Source organism: Roseibium hamelinense (assembly GCF_007830545.1).
In the GTDB taxonomy this organism is placed as follows: domain Bacteria; phylum Pseudomonadota; class Alphaproteobacteria; order Rhizobiales; family Stappiaceae; genus Roseibium; species Roseibium hamelinense.
Map to the genome: position 1 here is coordinate 12163 of NZ_VLLF01000006.1, position 18113 is coordinate 30275.

The following is an 18113-nucleotide window of genomic DNA, read 5'->3' on the forward strand; positions in this document are numbered from 1 at the left end:
TTCAAAGCGGTTTGAAAAATAAAAACCACGCTGTCGAAAAGACGGGTATGAGCTGGAACTGCTACTATAGGTCGTTTTCAGCCGGTGTTCGGGAGGACAAAAATCATGAAATCGAAACTATTGGCCTGCACGGCCTGTTTGGTCTTGGCACTCGGGTTTGCTGCCGGAGGTGTCCAGGCACAGAGCGGGGTAGCGACCGAAGCAGATCTCATTTTCAAGCCGGGCGAAGGGGCGTTGAACTGGGGCAGCTACACATCTTGGAAAGAGTCGGCGCCGGATCTGAGCGGCCAAACGGTCACGATCGCCGGCCCGTGGCTGCAGCCAGAAGATGGCTTTTTCCGCAATGTTTTAGCGTACTTCTCCGAAGCGACCGGTGCAGAGGTTGTCTACACCGGATCGGATTCCTTTGAACAGCAAATTGTAATCGACGCCGAAGCCGGGGCAGCTCCTAACATTGCAGTATTTCCGCAACCCGGCCTTGCTGCAGAGATGGCATCACGCGGCTTATTGACGCCGCTGCCTGCCGCTATGCGAGACTGGGTGTCAGAGAACTACGGAGCCGGCGACAGTTGGGTAGATCTTGGAACCTATGCCGATACGGCTGGAAATGACCAATTCTACGGCTTTTTCTATAACGTAAATGTCAAAAGCCTTGTCTGGTATGTGCCGGAAAATTTCGAGGACGGTGGCTATGAAGTGCCGAAATCGATGGAAGAGCTGAAGGTTCTTACGGAACAAATTGTCGCTGATGGTGAAACCCCTTGGTGCATTGGTCTTGGATCAGGGGCCGCAACCGGCTGGCCGGCGACCGACTGGGTAGAAGACATGTTGCTTCGCACGCAGCCTCCCGAGGTATATGATCAATGGGTGGCGAACGAGATTTCTTTCGACGATCCGCGCATAATAGCGGCGATCAAAGAGTTCGGCTGGTTTGTGCGTGATGATGCAAAGGTGGCTGGAGGCGCCGGTGCTGTTGCTTCAACGGACTTTCGTGACAGTCCGAAGGGTTTGTTCTCTGTTCCGCCACAATGCTACATGCACCGCCAAGCCTCCTTTGTGCCGGCATTTTTTCCTGAAGGCGTTGAATTTGGTGCCGACGTCGATTTCTTCTATCTGCCTGCTTACGCAGAGAAAGACTTGGGGAGCCCGGTGCTTGGCGGTGGCACACTGATGGCTATTACGAATCCATCGGACGCAACCTCCGCGCTTATGGAGTTTTTCCAGCAGCCCATCGCCCATGAGGTCATGATGGCGCAGACGGGCTTCTTGACCCCGCACAAAGGTGCAAACCCGGACGTGTATCTCAATGATACGTTACGCGGGCAGGGCGAAATTCTCGTCAACGCTACGACTTTTCGTTTCGACGGTTCGGACCTTATGCCTGGTGCTATAGGAGCAGGGGCGTTCTGGACCGGAATGGTCGACTACGCTGGTGGAAAAGATGCTCCTACGGTCGCTCAGGAAATCCAGAAAAGCTGGGACGCTCTGAAGTAATCGGTTTTCTGGGTGGGTTTTGTGTGTGAAACCTGCCCAGTTTTTTCGAGCTATTCCTGACATTGAGCGGTGGCGAAAGGCCTGCACCCGCTTGGCGGACGAGAAGGGGAGCGGCTGTGCTTTCAGAAAATCCGGCACTGCTTGGACTAGCGACAATCATTTTGGGCGTCGGCGCCTGCCTAGGTTATTTTTTTCTATCCAATTTGGTTCTCGACAAGGTCGTTTTTCCTGCCCGCGGAAAGCACGCAGGACGCAATATCAACCGGGCGAATATGGTTCGGCCCTGGCTGTTTCTGTTTCCGGCACTGTTTGCCCTGGGGCTATATCTGGCATACCCGGTCTTCGAAACGCTGCGTCTTTCTTTGACGGATCGAAGCCTTGGAGGGGCATTTGTAGGTTTCGATAACTACCGACAAATGATGAACGAAGCGAAGTTCTGGGAAGCGCTCAGAAACAACATGTTGTGGCTGATCGTCGTCCCGGCGATTTCCACCTCATTCGGGCTTCTAGCAGCCCAGCTCACTGACCGACTCCGTTGGGGCAATTTGGCAAAGTCACTCATCTTCATGCCAATGGCCATTTCATTTGTCGGGGCATCGGTCATCTTCAAACTGATCTATGACACCCGTCCGGCAGATCAGAACCAGATCGGAGTTCTTAATGCAATCTGGCTCAAGTTTGATGGCGGCGCCGGATCCATTTTTGTGCTCCAAATCCTCCCGACAGTCTTCTTTCTTGCAGTGGCGGGGCTTGCTGTGTTTTCGGGCTGGGGCATGTTCCGGGATGGGAGCGCGAGCCTTCGGGGGCGATCACTTTGGCAGATGAGCCTCCGTGTGTGCGCCGCTGTGCTCGGTCTCTGGCTGGTTTGGGCAAGTATTTCTGCCGCTGTTGGGATTTGGTTTGTAGAATTGCCCTATGGTGAACCCCAGACTTGGCTAACCATTCCTTTTTGGAACAATTTTTTCCTAATGGCCGTCTTGATCTGGATTCAAACGGGTTTTGCCATGGTCATTCTGTCGGCAGCATTACGCGGGATTCCGGAAGAGACCGTGGAAGCTGCCATAGTCGATGGGGCAAACCCGTTTCAGATATTTTTCAAGATTAAGGTGCCACAGATCATGGGTACCATTGTCGTGGTCTGGACAACGATTACGCTAACCGTACTGAAGGTCTTCGATATTGTTTTCGCCATGACAAACGGTCAGTGGGAAACACAGGTTCTTGCCAACTACATGTATGACAAACTCTTCCGCTCAAACGACTGGGGAGTAGGATCGGCCAGCGCTATTGTCATTATGCTGTTGGTTACCCCGATCCTGGTCTGGAACGTCCATAATGCACGTAAGGAGATGCGCTGATGGCGGGTGTAGCGGGCAAGAAATCAAGCCTTACCTGGGCTGTTCAGATCTCTGTTGCCTTGCTTGTGCTTCTCTGGCTTTTTCCCACAGTCGGTCTGTTCGTATCGTCGTTTCGAACGGCAGATCAGATTTCGGCGTCGGGCTGGTGGGCCGCATTGTTTTCCTCAGAGCAAAGCGAAGTGTTCCGGACGCTTGATCCAGATGAGCATCGTGTCTTGGATGGGAACGGTTTTCGCGTTGACGGGACTATTTTCGCGGACACACCGCTCAACATACAGGCTTGGGGCGTCTCATCCCGTGACATTGCTGCTTACCAACCCGGGGAAACTGCCGAAATGAAAGGCGGTGAAACCCTCACTCTGCGACGGGATGGCAGCTACACTTGGCGCGGAAGTGACGAACAACTTGCGGGGCGTGGTCAGAGGGTTTTTGTAACTGCGCAAGTACCGCCAGAATTCACGCTCGATAACTACGCAACGATCCTGTTCTCAGGCAGCGGACAGGACAATATGGCGAAAGCGTTTTTCAACACACTGACTGTCACGATCCCGGCAACGATTATTCCAATTGTTATTGCGGCCTTTGCTGCCTACGCCCTTGCCTGGATGGAGTTTCCTGGTCGGGCCTTATTGATTGCGGCCATCGTCGGGCTTTTGGTTGTACCTCTTCAGCTCGCGTTGATCCCTTTGCTAAGGCTCCACCTGGGGATTGGCATTGGAAAGGGCTATATCGGAGCCTGGCTCGCCCACACCGCCTTTGGCATGCCTCTCGCAGTATATTTGTTGCGGAACTATATGGCCGGATTGCCGCGCGACATTATTGAAAATGCAAAGGTGGACGGGGCTACCGATTTTCAGATTTTTACCCGCATCATTATACCTTTGAGTTTTCCCGCACTCGCATCATTTGCCATTTTTCAGTTTCTGTGGACCTGGAACGATCTGCTCGTGGCCAAGGTGTTTCTCATCGACGCGACAGGCTCGACCACCGTCATGACCAACCAGATCGTTGAACTATTGGGCACGCGCGGCGGGAACTGGGAGATCCTTGCAACGGCTGCATTTGTTTCGATCGCCGTGCCCTTGGGCGTGTTTTTCGTGATGCAAAGATATCTGGTGCGCGGGCTTTTGGCAGGGTCAGTCAAATAAATGAAAAACAAGAAGAACGGGGAGCAGCCGATATGACGTCCTTGTCACTCAAAGGTGTCTCGAAAGCTTATGGATCGATGGAAGTTCTCAGGGATATCGATCTGGATATTGAACAGGGTGAATTGGTCGTCTTTGTGGGGCCGTCGGGCTGTGGCAAATCGACTTTGTTGAGGATGATTGCGGGATTGGAGAAGATAACGGGCGGAACACTCGATATCGACAATGTCGTGGTAAACGATCTGCCGCCCGCACAGCGCGGCATAGCCATGGTGTTTCAGTCCTATGCGCTGTATCCGCACATGACCGTCTATGACAACATGGCATTTTCGCTAAAGCTTGCGGGCAAGTCGCGGCAGGAAATCGATACGGCCGTCCGCTCAGCTGCCGACATGCTGCAGCTGTCTCAATACCTGGACCGGCTTCCGAAAGCGTTGTCGGGTGGCCAGCGCCAGCGTGTTGCGATCGGGCGCGCAATCGTTCGTGATCCAAAGGTTTTCCTGTTTGATGAGCCGCTCTCCAATCTCGATGCAGCGTTGCGCGTTGCAACGCGGATCGAGATTGCGCAGCTAAAAGAGAGCATGCCCGACAGCACTATGATCTACGTGACCCATGACCAGGTTGAGGCAATGACGCTTGCGACACGCATCGTGGTTCTACATGGGGGTGGTATCGAACAGGTCGGTGCGCCTCTTGAGCTCTACGAAAGACCAGCCAATACGTTTGTCGCACAGTTCATCGGCTCTCCGGCCATGAACTTGATTGAGGCGAAAGTTACGGAAACTGGGCCTCGAACTTCGGTGATAATGGCCGATGGCGGCCACGCAACATTGCCGATCCCCACTCGGGCCGAGGATCAGGGTAATGCGGTCAAGCTCGGGGTCCGGCCCGAGGATTTGAGTTTGGTCGAAGGTGACGATTTTCTGGTTTCAGCGGATGTGGAGATCATTGAAGCGCTTGGTGAAACAACGGTCTTGTATTTCAAACCAAAGAGCGATGCACCGGCACTGATTGCCAAGTTGCCAGGAATTCATCAGATCCAGCGTGGCACCCATCTAAAGCTGATCGCAGCACCGGAAAAGTTGCATTTGTTCGATGAAAACGGCGTATCGTTTTTATATCGGAGCTGACACGGTATTTGTCAGTTGCTGAGCGCGGTTTCCAGAACGCATTCCGTCTCCAGCTAATTGAGTACGGGAAAACTATGAGCTGATACGCGACTAGTCTGGAGCGTACCTAGCAGCCCGTGCCTTCGGTCTGGTCCGGCAACTATATGAAAGAATTCATACTTTTTAATGCTAGTGATCGTTTGATCGGCTGAGATTTGCCAGATTAAAGCGCCGTCACGCCTTTTGCCGCTGTTCTAAAAGCAGTCCCCATGTAAGATCATTCTTTGTCATAACATGTTCATATGAGCGTTAATATACGTTCATATGAACATACTATCACGATGTTATCCGACGCTTTGTTGCGCCGACATCGGATCCGGCAGGGTGCCTGCTCGGACCCGGATTGGTGTTCAAGGGGGAGGGGCGCAGGGAGCAAAAATGCTGGGACACGTAGATATTTCAAAACGTCAGGCGGAAATCGCGGAACTGGTTCAAAAAGCCGGGTTTGCTTCGGTCGAGCATCTGGCCGAACTCTTTGAAGTGACTACGCAGACCATCCGCCGGGACGTAAACGGGCTATGTGAACTGGGTATTTTGCGCCGCACCCATGGAGGGGTGGAGCCTCCAGCGCCATCCTCAAACATTCACTACAGCACGCGTCAGATACTTAATATCTCAGAGAAAAAACTGATTGCATCTATGGTCGCCAAGCATGTGTCGAATGGCCAATCCTTGGCGTTCTCAATTGGGACTACGCCCGAAATCGTCATGCAGTCATTAACGGGTCATGACAGCTTGGCCGTATTCACCAACAATCTGAATGTTGCGTTTAGTGCATCTTCAAACCCGTCATTCCAGGTGACGATCGCCGGTGGACGGCTGCGCCACGGCGACCGGGATGTTCTGGGGACATCCACACAGGAGTTCTTCAATCGATATAAAGTGGATGTGGGTATCTTCGGTGTGGCGGGTGTTGATGAGGACGGCACGCTCCTCGATTTTCATGAGGACGAGGTAGCCGCCCGTCAATCGATCCTTGACAATTGCCGGCAGTCTTTTCTGGTTCTCGATCACACAAAGTTTGGCCGTACGGCTCATGTGCGCGGCGGACGGATGTCGGATGTGTCTGCGGTCTTCACCGATCGGCCTATTTCAGATGAAATTTCAAACCTTCTTGCTCAGTCGGGGACGGAGCTTCACGTAGCTGACGAGGATGCCGCGTCATGACTACCGCTTCTCAAGAGACAAGATGCGGCAAGGCGATCCACCTTGAGGGTATTTCAAAAACCTGGGGCGGGGCAGTCGCGGTCGATGGTTTGACGATCGATGTTCCTGCTGGAAGTTTTACAGCTCTTTTGGGGCCGTCCGGCTGTGGAAAATCCACAACCCTGAGAATGATTGCCGGGCTTGAAACGACTGACAGCGGTGCGATCCGTATTGGTGATGAGAATGTGACCCGCAAAGGGTGCTCTGAGCGGGACCTTTCCATGGTGTTTCAGTCCTATGCACTGTTTCCGCATTTGAGCGTTGCTGAAAATATTGTGTTTGGCTTGAAAGTGCGTCGGGTCGCGCGCGAACGGCGGGATGAGAAGTTGAAGCGGGTGGCTGCTCTGCTGGGACTGTCTGCCCTGCTGGACCGAAAACCGGCTCAACTTTCCGGTGGGCAACAGCAGCGCGTTGCGTTGGGACGCGCCATCATCGCGGAAAAACCCGTTTGTTTGATGGACGAGCCATTGTCCAATCTTGATGCCAAGTTGCGTCACGAAATGCGCCTTGAGATCCGGGCTCTGCAGCAGCAACTCGGTTTCACCATGGTATATGTGACGCACGATCAGGTTGAAGCGATCACTATGGCCGACCAGGTTGTGCTTTTGAATAAGGGCAAGGTAGAGCAGGCTGCAGCTCCGCGTCATTTGTATGAGCGGCCATCTACTCCATTTGCCGCACGTTTCATTGGAACACCGCCGATGAACCTGTTTCCGGCTGAGATCTTCGGTGTGCTTTCTGATGCGTCCGACCTGACGCTTGGCGTGCGTCCCGAGGCGCTCAAATTTTCGTCCGAAGGACCAATTGCTGGAACCGTTCGGGCCGTTGAATTCCTCGGTGCCGATGTTTTGGCTGACTGTATGGTTGCTGGAACTGGCTTTCAGGCGAGGCTTCCCGCTGCGAACATGCTGGCACCTGGTCAATCAGCGCAGTTTTCTTTCAGCCCTGAAGACCTTCACGTTTTTGACACCGCTAGCGGGCGCCGGCGGGATGACCTTCAAACCGAAATTGGTGCGCGGCTGCGTGCCTAACCTTCTGTGCCGGAGAGTGGCGCAGCGACCGCGTTGTTCGCGGAGGCTCAAACAAAGGAAGTCTGCAAATGTTGAAGTCCTCTTTTCTTAAAGCCGTTGCCGCCACGGCGCTAACGGTCAGCACATGGGCCTCGGCCCACGCTGTCGATCTCCAATTCTATTTTCCAGTGGCTGTGGGCGGTAGCGCTGCAGAAACCATTCAAGAACTTACTGCCGAGTATGTCGCGCAGAACCCTGATGTGAACATTGATGCTGTCTACGCTGGGTCCTACCAGGACACTGTCGCCAAGGCGATTACAGCCTCGCGCGGCGGCAACCCGCCTCAGCTTTCAGTTATCCTGTCGGTCGACATGTTCACACTCATTGACGAAGACCTGATTGTCTCCTTCGATGACTATCTGACGAGCGAAGAAGACAAAGAGTGGCTGAACGGGTTCTACCAGGCATTCATGGAAAACAGCCAAACCGACGGCAAGACCTACGGTATCCCATTCCAGCGTTCCACACCGGTGCTTTACTGGAACAAAGAGGCCTTCAAAGAAGCAGGTCTTGATCCTGATGTTGCGCCTGCAACTTGGGACGAAATGGTTGAGTTTGGCAAAAAGCTCACCAAGAAGGACGATAGCGGCAATGTTACCCAATGGGGTGTACGCATTCCCTCTTCCGGCTTTCCTTACTGGTTGTTCCAAGGTCTCGCGATTGAAAACGGCGTTATCCTAGCGAACTCTGAGGGCAATCAGACGAATTTCGATGACCCGAAAGCAGTTGAAGCCCTGCAGTACTTGGTTGATCTGAGCACAAAATACGAAGTTATGGCACCGGGCATTATCGAGTGGGGGGCAACTCCGAAAGCCTTTTTTGAAGGTCAGACAGCGATGATGTGGACGTCTACAGGCAACCTTACCAACGTTCGCGATAACGCCCCGTTTGAGTTCGGTGTTGCCATGCTTCCCGAAAAGGTACAGCGCGGCGCGCCGACAGGCGGTGGTAACTTCTATCTCTTTAAGGGCGGAAGCGACGAGCAAAACCAGGCAGCAGTCGACTTCGTCAAGTGGATCACTGCTCCTGAGCAATCTGCAAAGTGGACCATGGCGACTGGATATGTCGCACCACGCCCGGAAACCTGGGAAACAGAAACCATGAAGCAATATGTTGAAGGTTTCCCGGCGGTTCTTGTCGCCCGTGATCAACTGCAATACGCCAAGGCAGAGCTGTCAACCTATCAGAACCAACGGGTTACCGGCATTTTCAATGATGCGCTTGCTGCCGCTATTACAGGAACAAAGACGCCTGAAGAGGCTCTTAAGGAAGCTCAGCAACAAGCTGACGCGATCCTAACTGAATATCGCTGACACAGCTTCGGGGCGGTGCAAATTGTGCCGCCCCTCGTCTTTTTGTTCTGAACCGGGTTTGCGGGCACATGATCAAGCGTGAATGGATCTATGGGTGGTTGCTGCTTTTGCCTGCAATGGTATTCCTGTTCGCATTCACCCACATCCCGGCAATCACGACTCTGATTAACAGCTTCTATTCAACGCCAAGGGGCCGGCGTCCGGCGAAGTTCCTCGGGGTTGATAATTATGAGCGAATGCTAGCGGATCCTGTGTTTTGGAAGGTGCTGTGGAACAACCTTTGGTTCGCCATCGGCACGATCCCGGTGTCCGTTGGCCTTGCAATCTTGATGGCGCTCTGGGTCAATGACCGGCTTGCTGGGCGCGGTTTCGTGCGGATGGCTTATTTCACACCGACCGTTCTTCCCTTGATTGCCGTCGCCAATATCTGGTTGTTCTTCTACACTCCAGGGTTTGGCCTGTTCGACCAGATTACAGGTTTTCTGTTTGGCTGGTCGGCTTCGAACTACTTGGGTAACCCGGAGACGGCCCTCAATGCAGTGATTGTTGTTACCGTCTGGAAGGAAGCCGGGTTTTTTATGATCTTCTATCTCGCTGCATTGCAAGCGATACCTGTCTCGTTGAAAGAAGCTGCGCAAATCGAAGGGGCAGGGCGTTGGATCATTTTCTGGCGTATTACCTTCCCTTTGCTCATGCCAACCACATTATTCGTATCGGTCAACGCAGTGATCAATTCGTTTCGTCTGGTCGATCACATTTTTATCCTGACCGATGGTGGGCCAGACAACGCGTCGTCTTTACTGCTCTTTTATATATACGAGACTGCTTTCCGGTTTTGGGAAACCGGTTATGCGGCGACGCTCACTGTCGCGCTGCTGGTTCTTTTGTCGCTGCTCGCAATCGGCCAGTTTTTCTTCTTCGACCGGAAGGTGCACTACAAATGAACAGCATGGGCCAGACATTTGATCGCTTTTTAAATACGCTCGCGGCCTGGGCACTCGCTCTGATTTGGATCTTGCCACTCGCCTACGCGGTTTGGACCGCCATTCATCCGGCAGCCTATGAGGCGCGCTTCGAGCTGTTTGCACCGCTGACATATGACAACTTCGTCAAGGCATGGGAAGCTGCTCCATTTGCCCGATATTTTTTAAACACTTTCATCCTTGTGACCATGATTCTCGCATGCCAGTTTTTTTTGTGTACTCTGGCAGCCTATGCGTTTGCGCGTTTCGAGTTTCCCGGACGCAACGTCCTTTTTGCGCTGGTTCTGCTGCAGCTGCTCGTGATGCCGGACATCCTCATCGTCGAAAACTATAAAACGATGCGTCTGTTGGATCTTGTCGACACAATTCCGGCTATTGCGCTGCCCTACGTTGCATCGGGCTTTGGGATTTTCTTGTTGCGCCAGACATTCAAAACCATTCCCAAAGAGCTCGATGAAGCAGCCCGTATTGAAGGCTCTTCATTTCTGGGAGTACTTTGGCGGGTGTACATCCCGCTGGCCAAGCCGACCTACCTTGCCTATGGGCTCGTCTCTGTGAGTCATCATTGGAACAATTTCCTTTGGCCATTGATTGTGACCAACTCCGTGGAAACCCGGCCGGTAACAGTCGGTCTGAGCGTGTTTTCTGCAATTGATAGCGGAATTGAATGGTCCGTAATCAATGCGGCAACACTCATTACGTCCGGGCCGTTATTGATCGCGTTTCTGCTGTTTCAGCGCCAATTTGTACAAAGCTTTATGCGCGCCGGCATCAAATAAATATGGCAAGGTGTGCGGATTGCTGTCATCTGCGCTTGGATCTTTGGGTGTTGGATAATGCACCTTCAAGGCATTGAGGCCGCGGCCAGCAAGCGCCACCTTACGATCTAGAACTCATTTTGAATTGGCCCGAGCTCTTTACAGCTCCGGTGATCCTGTAGAAAGTCCGGGGGCATTGACTGCTCGAAACCGCGCGGGTTTCGTTATCGGCGCATGTATATCCTGATGTTACCGTTGCAGCTGCACAAAATTTAACAGGATTGTGACGGTATTTTCCTTGCATCAATTTCCAGCCAAATGCGTGTGGTTCATTGATGGAAAAGGACTTTTTCTTTTTTTGATCAGAAAGTAGGCGGATGTGTGTAGACCAATCTGAAAACCGCCGGGCCAATTTTCCATTGACCTTCATTTTGTTTCGCCTGATATTCGTTTTGCCTGCAAATGCGGGAATACTAGGGAGGACCTAATGAAACAAAGATTCTTGTCCGCAGTCGCTGCTGCGGCTGTTCTGGCTTATTCCGGCGCCGCTTACGCTGGAATGGAAGAAGCCGAAATGTGGATCGACAACGAGTTCCAGCCGTCGGTCTTGAGCAAAGACGAGCAGATGTCCGAAATGGAATGGTTCGTCCAAGCATCTGAACCGTTCCGCGGCATGGAAATCAATGTCTTGTCCGAAGGTATCCCGACTCATGAATATGAGTCGCGCGTTCTGACGAAGGCATTTGAAGAAATTACCGGCATCAAGGTCAACCACCAGATCCTCGGCGAGGGTGAAGTGGTCCAGGCGGTTCAAACCCAAATGCAGACGAACCGCAATCTCTATGATGCGTACGTCAACGATTCAGATTTGATCGGTACACACTCCCGTCTTCAAGCTGCAGTAAACCTGACAGACTGGATGGCTGGCGCCGGTAAAGATGTGACCTCGCCGACTTTGGATCTCGAAGACTTCATGGGTCTCAGCTTTACGACAGGCCCGGACGGCGACCTCTATCAGCTTCCTGACCAGCAGTTCGCGAACCTTTACTGGTTCCGGAAGGACTGGTTTGACAATCCAGACTATCAGGCCCGCTTCAAAGAGAAGTACGGCTATGACCTCGGTGTTCCGGTCAACTGGTCAGCCTACGAAGACATCGCCGACTTCTTTACGAACGACGTTAAGGAAATCGACGACGTTCAGGTGTTCGGCCACATGGACTACGGCAAGCGCGCACCCGATCTCGGATGGCGCATGACCGACGCATGGCTTTCCATGGCTGGCGCGGGCTCAGTCGGCCTCCCGAACGGCAAACCGATCGACGAGTGGGGCATCCGCATGGAGGAAGGCTCCTGTAATCCGGCAGGTGCATCCGTCTCCCGTGGCGGCGGCACAAACGGTCCAGCTGCTGTCTATGCGATCCGCAAGTGGGATGAGTGGCTGCGCGCCTACGCTCCGCCAGCAGCAGCCGACTACGACTTCTACCAGTCGCTTCCAGCGCTGTCCCAGGGCAACGTTGCCCAGCAGATTTTCTGGTACACCGCGTTTCTCGCTGACATGGTCAAGCCGCGCTCGGAAGGCAACAACACCGTCGACGAAGAAGGCATGCCACTGTGGCGTGCAGCACCGTCTCCGCATGGTCCTTATTGGGAAAAAGGCCAGAAGGTCGGCTATCAGGATGTGGGTTCCTGGACGATCTTGAAGTCCACTCCAGAAGACCGCGCCAAAGCGGCATGGCTTTATGCACAGTTTGTGACTTCCAAGACCGTAGACACCAAAAAGAGCCACGTTGGTCTCACATTCGCGCGTGACAGCACTGTTCGCCACGGATCTTTTACCGAGCGCGCTGCGGCCCTCGGTGGCGTGGTCGAATTCTATCGCTCGCCTGATCGCGAAATGTGGACGCCGACCGGTGTCAACGTGCCTGACTACCCGAAGCTCGCACAGCTTTGGTGGCAGCAAATTGGTGACGTTAACTCCGGCGCCTTTACGCCGCAGGAAGCCATGGACCGTCTCGCCGAAGAGATGGATACCATTATGGCTCGTATGCAGCGTGCTGATGAGGCGAATGACACTTATGGCGGCTGTGGCCCGCGTTTGAACGAGCCAAAAGACGCATCCGAATGGCTCGGCAAAGGTGGCGCTAAAGCGAAGCTCGAAAACGAAAAGCCGCAGGGTGTAACGGTCAAGTACGAAGACCTAATTGCTGGCTGGTCCGAAAACTAAGCGTCCTCCCGACGCACTCAGCACTCCCGGGACGCATCGGCGCCCCGGGAGCCCTCTTCTGACGCCTGCGGAATAATGTTACCCGGCGCGATTTAATGCGAATGGCTCATGTCTCTTGAATTGATCAACGTCTCCAAGCGGGTCGGTGTCGAACAACACATTTATCCGACAGACCTCAAGCTGGAACCAGGCGGTCTTAACATCTTGTTGGGCACCACACTTTCCGGCAAGACCACCTTGATGCAGATGATGGCGGGGCTCGATAAACTGACGACCGGCGAACTGCGCTTCAATGGTCGGGATGTCACCAAGACGCCGGTGCAAAAGCGCAACGTATCGATGGTCTATCAGCAGTTCATCAACTACCCGAATTTTAGCGTCTTTGAGAACATCGCCTCCCCGCTTCGGGTGGCAGGCGTTGCTGAAGGCGAAATAAAGCGCCGGGTCGGCGAAATGTCCGAACTCATGAAGCTATCAGGTATGCTTGACCGGCGGCCATCCGAATTATCCGGCGGACAGCAGCAGCGCACAGCTATGGCGCGGGCGCTTGTTAAAGACGCCGACCTTGTGCTTTTGGACGAGCCGCTTGCCAACCTGGACTTCAAGTTGCGCGAAGAACTTCGCGACGAACTCCCTCGGCTGTTTGCCGACCGGAACTGTGTCGTGGTTTATGCAACGACAGAACCGGTCGAGGCACTTCTATTTGGCGGCAATACTGCGACCTTGCATGAAGGCAGGGTCACACAGTTTGGTCCAACCAGCGAAATTTATCGCAATCCGAAAGACTTGATTAGCGCCGAGGTCTTCTCCGAGCCGCCGATCAACCATGGAGACGTTGTGAAATCCGGCTCAACGATTACACTTTCCGGAGGTGGCAGCTGGCCCGCAACCGGTGCGGCAGCATCGCTTGCAGACGGAAAGTATACTCTAGGTCTGCGTCCGCATCACGTGACACCGCAAGATGACGGTGGCCAATCGATTGAGGTAAGTGGGGAAGTGCTGGTTACGGAAATCAGCGGCTCAGAGAGCGTTATCCACTTCACTATCGGGGGGCGCACATGGGTGTCTCAGTCCCACGGGGTTCACCCGGTCGAGGTGGGCGAAGTCGAACAACTGTTCGCTGACGTGTCCCAAGCATTCTATTTCGATGCCTCCGGCGCCCTGGTGGCCGGATAATGCACGGCGCAAATTTGTAGGAGCCAGCATGGCGAAAATAACTCTCAAGGGCTTGCGCCACAGCTACATGCCCAATCCGTCAAAGCCTACGGATTATGCTCTTCAGCAATTGGATGTAGATTGGGAAGATGGAGGTGCATACGCGCTTCTTGGGCCATCGGGCTGCGGAAAGACAACTCTCTTGAACATCATCTCCGGTTTGCTAACCCCGAGCCACGGCGAAATCCTGTTTGACGGGCAAGATGTAACGCGCATGCAGCCCGATGAGCGGCATATCGCGCAGGTGTTCCAGTTCCCTGTCGTCTACGACACGATGACCGTCTATGACAACTTGGCCTTCCCCCTGCGCAACCGAGGTGTTGCGGAAGCCGAAGTCGACAAACGGGTTCGCGAAATTGCAGAGATGATCGATCTGACATCGACGCTCGACAAGCGTGCGTCCGGTCTCACGGCCGACGGAAAGCAGAAGATATCTCTCGGTCGCGGCCTCGTGCGGACCGATGTGAATGTCATCATGTTCGACGAGCCGCTCACAGTTATTGACCCGCACCTGAAGTGGCAACTGCGTTCGAAGTTGAAAGAATTGCACCAGCGCGTTCGTACGACGATGATCTACGTGACCCACGACCAAACCGAAGCTCTTACGTTTGCCGACAAAGTTGTTGTCATGAAGGACGGCCAGGTAGTGCAGATTGGCACACCGGTCGACCTTTTCGAGCGCCCGCAGCACACATTTGTCGGCCACTTTATCGGTTCTCCCGGCATGAACGTGCTGCCATGCCAAGTAAAGGGCGGTAAGGCGTTTTACGAAGGCATCGAATTAGGTAGCTGGAATGCGTCTGCATGCAAGTACGAAGAAGGCCTAGAACTTGGTGTCCGGCCGGAGTTCGTAAAATTGTCGGATGCAGGGGTCCCGGTTGAAATTGCAAAAGTCTCCGATGCCGGACGGTTTCAAATCGTTCATACGCGGAAGGGTGATCACAGCATCAAGCTACTGGTTCCAGAAGGCGTCGAGATCCCTGAAAAACATGCGCATCTGGCATTCAGGAGCGACCACACGCAGGTCTATCGCGATGGTTGGCTGGTGAGCGGGGACAATAGCCATGAATAAGATTGAAAACCAGAAGGCCTGGTTCTTCGTTCTGCCGGTTTTGGCATTGGTCGCCTTTAACGCGATCATTCCGCTCATGACGGTGGTGAACTACTCGGTTCAGGAAACGTTTGGTGACAACACGTTTTTTTGGGCCGGCGTGATGTGGTTCGAGCAGGTCCTGACGTCGGAGCGCTTTCATGCGTCGCTCGGGCGGCAGATGATCTTCACTTTCTCAATTCTTGCGATCGAGATTCCGCTCGGTGTTCTAATAGCACTGACCATGCCACGAAAAGGTCCTTGGGTGCCGGTCTGCCTCGTGCTGATGGCTTTGCCGTTGCTGATCCCGTGGAATGTGGTTGGCGCCATGTGGAACATCTTTGCGCTGCCCGATATCGGTTTGCTCGGGCGCACGCTCAACGCGATAGGCTTCGATTATAACTTCACCCGTCAGCCTGGTGATGCCTGGTTTACGATGATCCTGATGGATGTCTGGCATTGGACATCCTTGGTCGTACTGCTCGCCTATGCGGGCTTGGTGTCGATCCCGGACGCATATTATCAAGCCGCGAAAATTGACGGTGCGAAACCGCTCGCAATCTTCCGCTATATCCAGCTGCCGAAGATGAAACGGGTCCTGACAATAGCAATTCTGTTGCGGTTCATGGACAGCTTTATGATCTATACCGAACCGTTCGTGCTGACGGGTGGCGGCCCGGGCAACTCCACAACCCTCTTGTCGATTGATCTTGTAAAGATCGCGCTCGGCCAGTTCGACCTCGGTCCAGCTGCTGCCATGTCGCTAATCTACTTCCTGATCATTCTAGCGATGAGCTGGGTCTTCTACACTGTCATGATGCGTAACGAGGCAAACTAATGAGAAACCTAAGCCGCTTCGTGCCCGCTCTTTATATTCTCTTCCTGTTGCTGCCGATCTACTGGCTGGTCAACATGTCGTTCAAGACAACCAACGAGATCCTGGGTGACTTCACTCTCTGGCCACGCGAGTTCACCCTCGAAAACTACATCACGATCTTCACGGATCCGACCTGGTACATGGGCTACGTGAACTCGCTCGCCTACGTGTCTATCAATACGGTCCTCTCTGTTGCGGTCGCTCTTCCAGCTGCCTATGCGTTCTCACGCTATCGGTTCTTGGGCGACAAGCACTTGTTTTTCTGGTTGCTGACTAATCGCATGGCGCCGGCTGCCGTGTTTGCCTTGCCGTTTTTCCAGCTCTATTCGGCGGTCGGGCTGTTCGATACTTACTGGGCGGTCGCGCTCGCGCATACGCTGTTCAACATCCCGCTCGCGGTCTGGATCCTGGAAGGGTTCATGTCAGGGGTGCCGAAGGAACTCGATGAGACGGCTTACGTAGACGGCTATTCGTTCCCAAGGTTCTTCATCAAAATCTTCATCCCGACCATTGCTGCCGGGATCGGTGTGGCCGCTTTTTTCTGCTTTATGTTCTCTTGGGTGGAATTGCTGCTCGCCAAGACGTTGACGGCCGTAGACGCCAAGCCAATCGCGGCGACCATGACCCGAACTGCGTCAACCTCCGGGTATGATCTTGGGCTTTTGGCAGCGGCGGGAACGTTGACCATTATACCCGGAGCTATCGTGATTTACTTCGTCCGCAACTACATCGCCCGGGGCTTTGCCCTCGGCCGGGTCTGACAAGGAGACGTACTATGGGTCTTTCCTGGATGGCCTGGACATGGCCGACAGCAGCCTTCTTCATTTTTGTGGCGCTTTGTATTCTGACCATGGGTGTATGGGAGTATCTTTCCCCAGGTGGCGGACCACGCCATGGAATTCTTGGTTTGGAAACAACGCGGGGTGATCGCCTGTTCATCTCGCTCCTTGGAAGCGCGTTCATCTTCCTGGCTTGGCTGGGTTTGATGGGGACGCCGCTCTGGGCCCCACTCGCGATTGCAATCGTTTATGGGATTGTCGTTTTTCGCTTTGTTTAGTTGGCGCTGTAATACCTTTGCAAAAGGCCGCGTTTTCGCGGCCTTTTGCACTTGGATCAGCTTAACGGCGATGATGACCGGGTTGCGGCCCGCCGCAACGCGTGCTCTTGCCTGTACACCGCCGATGTATTCAGCGCGTGCCATAGGTGCCAGAAAAGCTTGCGCTCGATCCAATTGCACGCCATGACTTAAATCGTTTCGTATTGATTATTGTTGATGGCTAACTGGAGCCAAGTGTTGTGACACCAACGTTTTTATCAGTTGGCGAATGCATGGTGGAGATGGCACCGTTCGACAACGATTTATTCAAGATGAACTTCGCGGGCGACACTTTGAACACGGCATGGTATGCGCGGCAGCTTCTACCGGTAGATTGGCGAGTTTCGTATTGCACATGTATTGGAGAAGATCAGCTTTCTGCACAAATGCACGCGTTTATGGAAGCCTCTTCAATTGACACTTCGCACATATCCACCGTTCCCAACCGGACCGTTGGGCTTTATGTCACTCAGCTGGATGGCGGAGAGCGCAGCTTCACATATTGGCGCGAAAACTCTGCAGCACGCCGGCTAGCGGCCCGTTCTGACCATATTGAGGCAGCTTTTGTTGCTGCGGGCATTATCTTTTTCAGCGGAATCACGCTCGCCATTCTTCCCGAAGCAGATCGGGCCGTTTTCCTGGATCAATTGGAAAAGGCGCGGCGAAACGGTGTGCAGGTTGCATTTGATCCCAATCTGAGGCCGCAATTGTGGGAAAACGAAGACGTGATGTGCCGTCAGATCATGGCTGCAGCTCGGATTTGTGATATCGTCATGCCGTCATTCGAAGATGAAGCCCGTTATTTTAGTGACGAAAATCCGCAAAAAACCGTCAATCGTTACAAAAAAGCGGGCGCGAATCTACTTGTCGTAAAAAATGGCCCGAACGACATTTTGCTGTCGACATTTGAAGGCCAAACCACCGTTCAAGCTCAGCGTGCGGCGAAGGTTGTCGACACTACAGCGGCAGGCGACAGTTTCAACGCTGGCTTTCTCGCGAAGTTGCTGGCTGACGAAACGCCTGTAGATGCTGTTCAGTACGGATCTAAAATTGCAGCCCAAGTCATCGGCCAACGCGGCGCGCTCGTCGATCTCGACCCGGATCTACTCAAGTAA

Annotated in this window: 16 protein-coding genes; all 16 read left to right on the forward strand. The window is 53.6% G+C overall.

Features of this window, described 5'->3' with window-relative positions:
- Positions 1-105 precede the first annotated feature (105 nt).
- A complete protein-coding gene (locus JM93_RS12700) occupies positions 106-1494 on the forward strand; it encodes an ABC transporter substrate-binding protein (protein WP_145343948.1) in 1389 nt (462 codons plus the stop codon).
- Positions 1495-1610: 116 nt separating this feature from the next.
- Positions 1611-2852, forward strand: coding sequence for a carbohydrate ABC transporter permease (locus tag JM93_RS12705; protein ID WP_145343950.1), 1242 nt, complete (start codon positions 1611-1613; stop codon positions 2850-2852).
- Positions 2852-4000, forward strand: a complete 1149-nt coding sequence (locus JM93_RS12710; protein ID WP_145343952.1) for a carbohydrate ABC transporter permease — start codon at positions 2852-2854, stop codon at positions 3998-4000. The genes JM93_RS12705 and JM93_RS12710 overlap by 1 nt, the downstream gene beginning before the upstream one ends.
- Before the next feature lie 32 nt (positions 4001-4032).
- On the forward strand, positions 4033-5127 hold the full coding sequence (locus JM93_RS12715) for an ABC transporter ATP-binding protein (protein WP_145343954.1): 1095 nt from the start codon (positions 4033-4035) through the stop codon (positions 5125-5127).
- A gap of 417 nt (positions 5128-5544) precedes the next feature.
- On the forward strand, positions 5545-6333 hold the full coding sequence (locus JM93_RS12720; protein ID WP_145343956.1) for a DeoR/GlpR family DNA-binding transcription regulator: 789 nt from the start codon (positions 5545-5547) through the stop codon (positions 6331-6333).
- Positions 6330-7403 carry an ABC transporter ATP-binding protein gene (locus JM93_RS12725; RefSeq protein WP_145343958.1) on the forward strand — a complete coding sequence of 358 codons (1074 nt, stop codon included), beginning with the start codon at positions 6330-6332 and terminating at the stop codon, positions 7401-7403. The genes JM93_RS12720 and JM93_RS12725 overlap by 4 nt, the downstream gene beginning before the upstream one ends.
- Positions 7404-7471: 68 nt before the next feature.
- Complete coding sequence (locus tag JM93_RS12730; protein WP_145343960.1) at positions 7472-8755, forward strand: ABC transporter substrate-binding protein; 1284 nt, start codon at positions 7472-7474, stop codon at positions 8753-8755.
- Between the two features lie 68 nt (positions 8756-8823).
- A complete protein-coding gene (locus JM93_RS12735) occupies positions 8824-9699 on the forward strand; it encodes a carbohydrate ABC transporter permease (RefSeq protein WP_145343962.1) in 876 nt (291 codons plus the stop codon).
- Positions 9696-10517 (forward strand): carbohydrate ABC transporter permease, encoded by an 822-nt coding sequence (locus tag JM93_RS12740; RefSeq protein ID WP_145343964.1) that lies wholly within the window; start codon positions 9696-9698, stop codon positions 10515-10517. Before JM93_RS12735 ends, JM93_RS12740 begins: the two co-directional genes overlap by 4 nt.
- A gap of 466 nt (positions 10518-10983) precedes the next feature.
- On the forward strand, positions 10984-12720 hold the full coding sequence (locus JM93_RS12745) for an ABC transporter substrate-binding protein (protein ID WP_145343966.1): 1737 nt from the start codon (positions 10984-10986) through the stop codon (positions 12718-12720).
- Positions 12721-12828: 108 nt separating this feature from the next.
- Complete coding sequence (locus JM93_RS12750) at positions 12829-13896, forward strand: ABC transporter ATP-binding protein (RefSeq protein ID WP_145343968.1); 1068 nt, start codon at positions 12829-12831, stop codon at positions 13894-13896.
- Positions 13897-13924: 28 nt separating this feature from the next.
- Positions 13925-15007: an ABC transporter ATP-binding protein gene (locus JM93_RS12755; RefSeq protein WP_145343970.1), complete on the forward strand. Its 1083-nt coding sequence runs from the start codon at positions 13925-13927 to the stop codon at positions 15005-15007.
- A complete protein-coding gene (locus JM93_RS12760; RefSeq protein ID WP_145343972.1) occupies positions 15000-15863 on the forward strand; it encodes a carbohydrate ABC transporter permease in 864 nt (287 codons plus the stop codon). Before JM93_RS12755 ends, JM93_RS12760 begins: the two co-directional genes overlap by 8 nt.
- On the forward strand, positions 15863-16663 hold the full coding sequence (locus JM93_RS12765) for a carbohydrate ABC transporter permease (RefSeq protein WP_145343974.1): 801 nt from the start codon (positions 15863-15865) through the stop codon (positions 16661-16663). Before JM93_RS12760 ends, JM93_RS12765 begins: the two co-directional genes overlap by 1 nt.
- Before the next feature lie 14 nt (positions 16664-16677).
- A complete protein-coding gene (locus JM93_RS12770; RefSeq protein ID WP_145343976.1) occupies positions 16678-16959 on the forward strand; it encodes a DUF2160 domain-containing protein in 282 nt (93 codons plus the stop codon).
- Between the two features lie 239 nt (positions 16960-17198).
- Positions 17199-18113 carry a sugar kinase gene (locus JM93_RS12775; RefSeq protein ID WP_145343978.1) on the forward strand — a complete coding sequence of 305 codons (915 nt, stop codon included), beginning with the start codon at positions 17199-17201 and terminating at the stop codon, positions 18111-18113.